The 292-nt window shown below is 72.3% G+C and carries 1 protein-coding gene; it reads right to left on the bottom strand.

The window, feature by feature from the left end:
- Positions 1-292 (bottom strand): hypothetical protein (locus H926_RS33690; RefSeq protein ID WP_043610594.1); only part of this gene is annotated, 292 nt, incomplete at both ends.

Genomic DNA, 292 nt, shown 5'->3' with positions numbered 1-292 from the left:
CGGTTCCCCAGCCGCTCCATCGTGCCTGACAGGCGCGGCAGGCCATTGCCCCCGGTCACGAAATTGCCGGCAAAGCGGGGCGTCGCCGCGCTGCTGCCAAACACGCGCACCTTGTTGAGACCAAGCAGCGCCTGCCCGCTGCCGCCGCGCAACGCGCCTTGGGCCACGACCACGTCCCAGGCGCCATCATGGCCGTGGCGCAGCGTAAGATCGGCGGCAAAGCGGCTGCCGCGCTCTTCCTCGTGCAGGCGGCGGCGCACCTGTGCCACCATCGGGGCGGCCAGCGTGCCGG

Source organism: Novosphingobium sp. B-7 (assembly GCF_000410615.1).
Lineage (GTDB): Bacteria > Pseudomonadota > Alphaproteobacteria > Sphingomonadales > Sphingomonadaceae > Novosphingobium > Novosphingobium capsulatum.
Note: the sequence above shows the minus strand (reverse complement) of the source record. Positions and strands in the feature narration are given on the sequence as shown.